Here is a 7825-nt window from a genome sequence, read left to right as displayed (position 1 = left end):
GTCATCGGCGGGCCGGGCTTTCCGGTGCGCGGGGTGCCGCTACGGCGCCGCCGAGGCTCCCGGAGTGCCCGGCGCCTCCGGCGCGTTCGGCGCTTCCGGGGCGTCAGGTGTGTCCGGCGCGTCCGGCAGGGTGTCCTCGTCCGGGGCCCGGCCCGGCCCCCTGCCCTTGCCGCGCAGTACCGCCATCGCCAGCGTGAGGGCCGTCCCCACCACGGCCCACGCGGAGAGCACCAGCAGCGGCCCGGTGACCGCGTTGCCGTGGAAGTACGCGATCGAGCGGGCCACCCAGGTGCCCGCGCCCGGCGGCAGGGCGGGGCCGATCGACCGCCAGAAGTCCGGCAGCAGCGGGAGCGGGAAGGCGCCGCCCGCGCTCGGGTTGCCCGCGACGACGATCAGCAGGATCGCCAGGCCGATACCGACGACCCCGAAGACGGCCTGAAGTGCCAGGGTGGCCGCGCCGACCGCGAGGACGGTGAGCGCGCCGAGACCCCACAGCCCCACGACGCTGCCCGGCAGCGCGCCCAGGATCGGGCCGGCGATGACCGCGCCGAGGAGCCCGGAGACCACGGCGTAGAGGCCCGTGACCACCAGCCGGATCACCGCCCGGCGGCCGTTGGCCGGCCGGGAGCCGGCGCTGATCGCGAGGATCGCCGCGCACAGATAGCCGCCGACGCACCAGCCGACGACCAGATAGAAGGACGAGAGGCCGTCGGCGTCGCTCCCGGAGGCGGGCGCGACGTCGTCGACCGCAAGGGACCGCTGCTGCTGCCGCTCGATCTCTCCGAAGATCCTCAGCAGCAGCTGGGTCTCGGTCGACCCCTGGCCGGAGGCGACCAGCAGTGTGTCCTGGGCCGACCGGGAGTCGACCACGAGGGCGGCGTCGATGTCCCGGTTCAGCATCTGCCGGCGCGCGGCCGCCTCGTCGGCGAGCGTGCGAGGGGTGAGCGGTCCGCCCGGCAGCTTCCGCAGCTCGGCGGCCAGTTGGTCCGCGACCTTCGGGGACGCCGCGACCACGGCGACTTTCACGTCCTTCGCCCGGGGGCTGTGCAGCGCCCCGACGTACGAGGCGATGAACAGCATCTGCAGCGCCAGTACGCCGATCACGAGCAGTGCGGCCCGCACGGTGACGGCGCCCCGCACCTCGTCGGCGAAAGTCGTGCCCTCACGAGTCATGGGCCCCACGCTCCGGCGCACCCGGTGTTCTCGCAGGTGGGGAGGGTCTGAATGGCTGACGGGCCATGATGTCGCACAAACGTTCGATACTCTCTATGGTGGGAGCGGGGGAGGTGGAACGGATCGATCAGGAGGTGCGGATGACCGGGTTCACGCATCTCCATACCGTCTCGGGGTTCTCCTTGCGGTACGGGGCCTCCCACCCCGAACAGCTCGCCAGGAGCGCGGCGGCACGCGACATGGACGCCCTCGCCCTGACCGACCGCGACACCCTCGGCGGCGCCGTCCGCTTCGCCGAGGCGTGCGAGGAGGCGGAGATCAGACCGCTGTTCGGGGTGGAGCTGGCGGTGGCCGAAGCCACGGGTGGCGCCGCCGGTCCGGCCGTACGGCGGCGCACCCCGGTCCGCGGCGGTGCCTTCATCGACGAGTCCGCGCCCCGTACCGTCTTCCTCGCCCGCGACGGCGCCACCGGCTGGGCCGACCTGTGCCGGCTCGTCACCACCGCGCACGCCGCGGGGGACGGCGGCCCGCTGCTGCCCTGGCGGGACAATCACGGCGCGGGCGTCATCGTGCTCCTCGGCCCCGACTCCGGCGTCGGCCGGGCGCTGGCCGCCGGCCGGACCGGCGACGCCGCCCGGCTGCTCGCCGCCTGGCGGGAGATCTACGGCGACGCCCTGCGCCTTGAAGTCGTCCACCACGGGCGGCAGGGCACCGGACCGGGCTCGCTGCGGCACGCCGCCCGTACCCTCGGCTTCGCCGTCGAGCAGGGCGTACGGGCCGTGCTCGGCAACGCCGTACGGTACGCCGACCCCGGCCAGGGCCCGGTCGCCGATGTCCTCGACGCGGCCCGCAGGCTGGTGCCCATCGACCCGCGCAGGGGCCTGGACAGCGGGGAGCGCTGGCTGAAGGACCCGGCGGCGATGGCCCGTACCGCCGAGCTGGTGGCCGAGTCGGCCGGGCTCGGCCAGGGCACCGCGCACCGGCTGCTGGCCATGACACGGGAGACGGCCGAGAGCTGCCGTGTCGACCCCAAGGGCGATCTCGGCATCGGCACCGTCCACTTCCCCGAGCCGAGGCTGGTCGGCGCCGACCGGCGGACCGCCGCGCGGGTGCTCCGGTCGCGGGTGGCCGCCGGCATGGTGCGGCGCGGCTACGACCGGGACCGGGCGTACTGGGACCGGGCGGAGGCCGAGCTGGGCACGATCGAGCGGCTCGGCTACCCCTCGTACTTCCTCACCGTCGCCCAAGTGGTGGACGACGTGAAGGAGATGGGCATCCGGGTCGCGGCGCGCGGCTCCGGGGCCGGCTCGCTGGTCAACCATCTGCTGGGGATCGCGCACGCCGACCCGGTCGAGCACGGACTGCTGATGGAACGTTTCCTCTCCTGGCGCAGGCTCTCCGATCCGAAGACGTTCGAACTGCCGGACATCGACATCGACGTCGAGTCCGCCCGGCGGCTGGAGGTCTACCGCGCGATCCTCGACCGCTTCGGCCCCGAGCGGGTCGCCGCCGTCGCCATGCCGGAGACCTACCGGGTCCGCCACGCCGTACGGGACGTGGGCGCCGCCCTGTCCATGGACCCCGCCGAGATCGACCGGATCGCCAAGTCCTTCCCGCACATCCGGGCGCGCGACGCCCGCGCGGCGATGGACGAACTGCCCGAACTGCGCGAGGTGGCGCAGGAGTCCCGGCAGGAGGGGACGAAGCACGGCAGGCTGTGGGACCTGGTGGAGGCGCTGGACGCGCTGCCGCGCGGCATGGCCATGCACCCCTGTGGAGTGCTGCTCTCCGACGCCTCGCTGCTGCGCCGTACACCGGTCGTGCCCACCAGCGGCGAGAGCTTCCCCATGTCCCAGTTCGACAAGGAGGACGTCGAGAAGCTGGGGCTGCTCAAACTCGACGTGCTGGGTGTGCGGATGCAGTCGGCGATGGCGCACGCGGTCGCCGAGATCGGGCGCGCCACGGGCGAGAAGCTGGACATCGACGATCCGGCGCAGGTGCCTGCGGGCGACCCGGAGACGTACCGCCTCATCCGTTCCGCCGAGACCCTCGGCTGCTTCCAGATCGAGTCGCCCGGTCAGCGCGATCTGGTCGCCAGGCTCCAGCCCGGCACGTTCCACGACCTGGTGGTCGACATCTCGCTGTTCCGGCCCGGTCCGGTCGCCGCCGACATGGTGCGGCCCTTCATCGAGGCCCGGCACGGCCGCGCGCCCGTCCGCTATCCGCACGACGACCTGGCGGACGCGCTGCGCGAGACCTACGGCGTGGTCGTCTTCCACGAGCAGATCATCAAGATGGTCGACATCATGACCGGCTGCGGCCGGGAGGAGGCGGACAAGGTACGCAGAGGGCTCTCCCATCCCGAGTCGCAGGCGAAGATCAAGGTCTGGTTCGAGAAGACGACCAAGGAGAGGGGATACGGGCCCGAGGCCGTCGCGCGTACCTGGGAGATCATCGAGGCCTTCGGGTCGTACGGCTTCTGCAAGGCGCACGCCGTCGCCTTCGCCGTACCGACGTACCAGTCGGCCTGGCTCAAGGCGCACCATCCGGCGGCGTTCCTCGCCGGGCTGCTGACGCACGACCCCGGCATGTACCCGAAGCGGCTGCTGCTGGCGGACGCGCGGCGGCGCGGAGTGCCGGTGCTGCCGTTGGACGTGAACCGGTCGGCGGCCGTCCATCGAATCGAACTGGTGTCTGGTGAGGAGGGTGGTACTTGGGGAGTGCGGCTCGCGTTCTCCGACGTCCACGGCATCAGCGAGGCGGAGACCGCGCGGATCGAGGCCGGACAGCCGTACTCCTCGCTGCTGGACTTCTGGCAGCGCGCCAGGCCCGGCCGCCCGGTCGCCGAACGGCTGGCGCAGGTGGGCGCGTTGGACGAGTTCGGCGCCAACAGACGGGATCTGCTGCTGCATCTGTCGGAGCTGCACGGGGCGACGCGGCGTGCGGGCGGGCGGGGGGACCAACTCCCCCTGGAGGGAGGGCGGCGGACGGCTCCCGCCGGGCTGCCCGACCTGGGCGACGCGGAGCGGCTGAGCGCCGAGCTGGGCGTCCTCGGCATGGACGCCTCCCGCCATCTGATGGCGGACCACTACCCGTTCCTGACGGAGCTGGGCGTGCTGTCGGCGAAACGGCTGCGGGAGGCGCCGCACGGCGCGACCGTCCTGGTCGCGGGCGCCAAGGTGGCCACCCAGACCCCGCCGATCCGCTCCGGCAAGCGGGTCATCTTCACGACGCTGGACGACGGTACGGGCCTGGTCGACCTCGCCTTCTTCGACGACAGCCACGAGGCGTGCGCGCACACCGTCTTCCACTCCTGGCTGCTGCTGGTGCGCGGAGTGGTGCAGCGGCGCGGCGCGCGGAGTCTGAGCGTGGTCGGCGCGGCGGCCTGGAATCTGGCGGAGCTGGTCGAACTGCGGGAGAAGGGCGGCCTGGAGGCGGTCGCCGCCGCGCTCGACGCGCCGGCGCCGACGGCAGGTCAGGGGACCGGGGCGGACAACGGCCGGCGCATCGAGATGTCCACGGGCTACGCGATGAACCCCTGGGCCGATCTCCAGCCGCCCGGCGAAGGGCTGCCCACCGGAAGGAAGTTCTGGCATGCGAGTCCGGGGAGCGCGGGATGAGAGGGGGCGCGGGATGATCCTCTGCGTACGGTTCCACCACGAGGCCGAGACCGGGATCGAGGCCGCGCTGCCGGCCCTGCTCGGGCTGATCGAGGACCTCAGCCCGGTCGTCCAGGCGCTGCCGCCGGACTCCGCGCTCGTCGATGTGCGCGGCGCCGAGCGGTACTTCGGGCAGGACACGGCCCAGATCGCCGCCGTCCTGCGGGTACGGGCGCTCGCCCATGTCGGGGCCGGCTGCGCGATCGGCGCCGCCGCGACCCCGATGCTCGCCACGATGGCCGCGCGCCGGGCGGCGCCGGGCACCACGCTGACGGTCCCGGACGAACCGAGGGCGGTCGCGGAGTTCCTGGGGCCGCTGCCGGTCGCCGCGCTGCCGGGGGTCGGCGCGGCGACCGCCCGTACGCTCCGCTCGTACGGACTCGGCACCGTCGGGAAGGCGGCGGCCGTACCGCTGTCGACGCTGCAACGGGTCGCCGGGGTGCGGATGGGGCGCGAGGTGTACGAGAAGGCCCACGGCATCGATCGTACGACGGTCGTCCCGAACGCGTCGGCCCGCTCGCTCGCCGCCGAACGGGCCTTCTCACGCGATGAGTTGGACCAGGGCCGGCACCGGTCGGCGCTGCTCTCGATCACCGAGGAGCTGGGGGGCCGGATGCGGGTCGAGGGGCAGGTGTGCCGCTCCCTGACGCTCACGGTGCGGTACGCCGACCGGTCCACGACCACCCGCGCCCGTACGCTGCGCGAACCCACCGCGCACTCCGGCACGCTCATCGGTACCGCCTACCGGATCCATGACTCGCTCGGGCTCCAACGGGCGCGGGTACGGGGCCTGTCGCTGCGCGCCGAGGGGCTGGTCCCGGTCGAACGGGCCACCCGCCAGCTCACGTTCGACCCCGTGGACGAACGGGCGCGCCGGATCGAGGCGGTGGCGGACCGGGCCCGTGCCAGGTTCGGCCCGAGGGCGGTCGTGCCCGGCACGCTGGCCGTACGCGCGTCCGCGCCGTGGGCGCAGCGACTTTAGAGTTCTCGGATCACACCCCGGATCCCACACCCATCGAGCGGAGCGGAATCGAGATGCCTGACGGATGGCAGTGGGACAGCACCCTGTTCCGGGGAAGCGCGGCCCACTACGAGCGGGGCCGGCTGCCGTACGCCCCGGGCTTCGCCGAAAGACTGGCCACGGCCCTCGGGCTGGACGGGCGGGGGCGGCTGCTCGACGTCGGCTGCGGGCCGGGCACCGTGACGCTCGCCATGGCGCCGTTCGTCGCCGAGGTGGTCGGCGTCGACCCGGACGAGGACATGCTGGCGGAGGCCGGGCGGCGGGCCGAGCGCCGTGGGGTGGGCAACGCGCGCTGGGTGGCCGCCCGCGCCGAGGATCTGCCCGCCGGTCTGGGGGAGTTCCGGGCCGTGGTGTTCGCCCAGTCGTTCCACTGGACGGACCGCGACCGGACCGCCGCCGCCGTACGGGAGATGCTGGAGCCGGGAGGCGCGTTCGTTCATGTCAGTGACCTGAAGAATCCCGCCGCCGCGACGGCGCCGCTGCCGCGGCCCGCTCCTCCGTACGAGCGGATCGGTGAACTGGTGCGCCGGTATCTGGGTCCGGTACGGCGCGCGGGGCAGGGGACGCTTCACAACGGGACGCCGAACCGGGAGGACCTGGTCCTGGCGCGGGCGGGGTTCGAGAACTTCCGACGGCATGTCGTGCCGGCCGGGGACGTGGTCGACCGGCCGGTGGACGCCGTCGTGGCGTGGGTGTTCTCCCGGTCCGACTCCGCGCCTCACTTGTTCGGCGACAGGCTGGCGGACTTCGAACGGGATCTGCGCGCGCTGCTGCGGGAGGCGTCGTCCGACGGCCGTTTCGCGGAGCGTCTTCCGCCGACCGAGATCATGACCTGGCGCAAGCCGCCTGGTGAGGGGTGACGGCGGTGCGGGGGCGCGGCGTCGGCATCCTTCAATCTTTTACCGACGCGTAACTTCCCTTCCCGTTCCTACTCGTGCGTAACTTGGCATGAGCACAGCCAATCATGTGGTCCGGACCGCAGGGCTGACAGCTATCGCCTTTTCCCCTTGAGCCGCGAGGAGATCGCTCGATGCTGCCCTGGAAACGCGCGTTCGGACCACTGGCGGCGCTGCTGCTGGCGGTCACGGTCGCCACCACCGCCCCCGCCGTCGCGGCCCCCACCGCGCCCCCCACCGCGACCCCGACAGCCGTCACCGCCGCCGCCGCGAGCAGTGGCTGGAACAACTACTCCTGCAAGCCCTCCACCGCCCACCCCCGCCCCGTCGTCCTCGTCCACGGCACCTTCGCGAACTCCGTCGACAACTGGCTCGGTCTCGCCCCGTACCTGGTGAACCGCGGCTACTGCGTCTTCTCCCTCGACTACGGGCAGCTCCCCGGAGTGCCGTTCTTCAACGGCCTCGGCCCCATCGACAAGTCGGCCGAGCAACTGAGCGCGTACGTCGACCGGGTGCTCGCCGCCACGGGGACGTCGAAGGTCGACATCGTCGGCCACTCGCAGGGCGGCATGATGCCCCGCTACTACCTCAAGTTCCTCGGCGGGGCACCGAAGGTGAACGCACTCGTCGGCCTCGCGCCCGACAACCACGGCACGAACCTGCTCGGTCTGACGAACCTGCTGCCGCACTTCCCCGGCGCGGAGGATCTGCTGACCGAGAAGACCCCGGGACTCGCCGACCAGATCGCGGGATCGGCCTTCCTCACCAAGCTCAACGCGGGCGGTGACACCGTGCCCGGGGTCAAGTACACCGTCATCGCGACCCGTTACGACCAGGTGGTCACGCCGTACCGCAGCCAGTTCCTGTCCGGGCCCGACGTACGCAACGTCACCCTCCAGGACCTGTGCGCGGTGAACATCTCCGAGCACCTGGCGATCGGGCTGCTCGACCGGATCGCGTTCCACGAGGTGGCCAACGCGCTCGATCCGGGCCGTGCCACGCCGACGACCTGCGCGTCGGTCGTCGGCTGAGCGAGGACATACCGCGGGGCTCCGGGCCGACGACCGGCCCGGCGC

Annotated in this window: 5 protein-coding genes; 4 read left to right on the top strand and 1 reads right to left on the bottom strand. The window is 72.9% G+C overall.

The window, feature by feature from the left end; all coding sequences use genetic code 11:
* Positions 1–39: 39 nt before the first annotated feature.
* Positions 40–1173 carry an ABC transporter permease gene (locus ACFT9I_RS39930; RefSeq protein WP_382572755.1) on the bottom strand — a complete coding sequence of 378 codons (1134 nt, stop codon included), beginning with the start codon at positions 1171–1173 and terminating at the stop codon, positions 40–42.
* Positions 1174–1313: 140 nt separating this feature from the next.
* Here ACFT9I_RS39930 and ACFT9I_RS39925 point away from each other — a divergent pair, with 140 nt between their 5' ends.
* The 4 genes from ACFT9I_RS39925 to ACFT9I_RS39910 all read left to right on the top strand — a co-directional run bounded on the left by ACFT9I_RS39925 (position 1314) and on the right by ACFT9I_RS39910 (position 7780).
* The gene (locus ACFT9I_RS39925; protein WP_382572752.1) at positions 1314–4793 is read left to right on the top strand and encodes a DNA polymerase III subunit alpha; all 3480 of its coding nucleotides are present in this window, start codon (positions 1314–1316) and stop codon (positions 4791–4793) included.
* A 13-nt stretch (positions 4794–4806) separates the two neighbouring features.
* Positions 4807–5814 (top strand): hypothetical protein, encoded by a 1008-nt coding sequence (locus ACFT9I_RS39920; RefSeq protein WP_382572750.1) that lies wholly within the window; start codon positions 4807–4809, stop codon positions 5812–5814.
* Positions 5815–5867: 53 nt separating this feature from the next.
* Positions 5868–6713 (top strand): class I SAM-dependent methyltransferase, encoded by an 846-nt coding sequence (locus tag ACFT9I_RS39915; protein ID WP_382572748.1) that lies wholly within the window; start codon positions 5868–5870, stop codon positions 6711–6713.
* Between the two features lie 170 nt (positions 6714–6883).
* On the top strand, positions 6884–7780 hold the full coding sequence (locus ACFT9I_RS39910) for a lipase family alpha/beta hydrolase (protein ID WP_382572746.1): 897 nt from the start codon (positions 6884–6886) through the stop codon (positions 7778–7780).
* Positions 7781–7825: the final 45 nt, after the last annotated feature.

It is taken from the genome of Streptomyces sp. NPDC057137, from assembly GCF_042670825.1.
GTDB lineage: Bacteria > Actinomycetota > Actinomycetes > Streptomycetales > Streptomycetaceae > Streptomyces.
This window is presented reverse-complemented; position numbering and strand designations above follow the sequence as displayed.

Coding starts and splice junctions, on each gene's coding strand:
- ACFT9I_RS39910 (WP_382572746.1), top strand. CDS start 6,884: ATGCTGCCCTGGAAACGCGCGTTCGGACCACTGGCGGCGCTGCTGCTG.
- ACFT9I_RS39920 (WP_382572750.1), top strand. CDS start 4,807: ATGATCCTCTGCGTACGGTTCCACCACGAGGCCGAGACCGGGATCGAG.
- ACFT9I_RS39925 (WP_382572752.1), top strand. CDS start 1,314: ATGACCGGGTTCACGCATCTCCATACCGTCTCGGGGTTCTCCTTGCGG.
- ACFT9I_RS39915 (WP_382572748.1), top strand. CDS start 5,868: ATGCCTGACGGATGGCAGTGGGACAGCACCCTGTTCCGGGGAAGCGCG.
- ACFT9I_RS39930 (WP_382572755.1), bottom strand. CDS start 1,173: ATGACTCGTGAGGGCACGACTTTCGCCGACGAGGTGCGGGGCGCCGTC.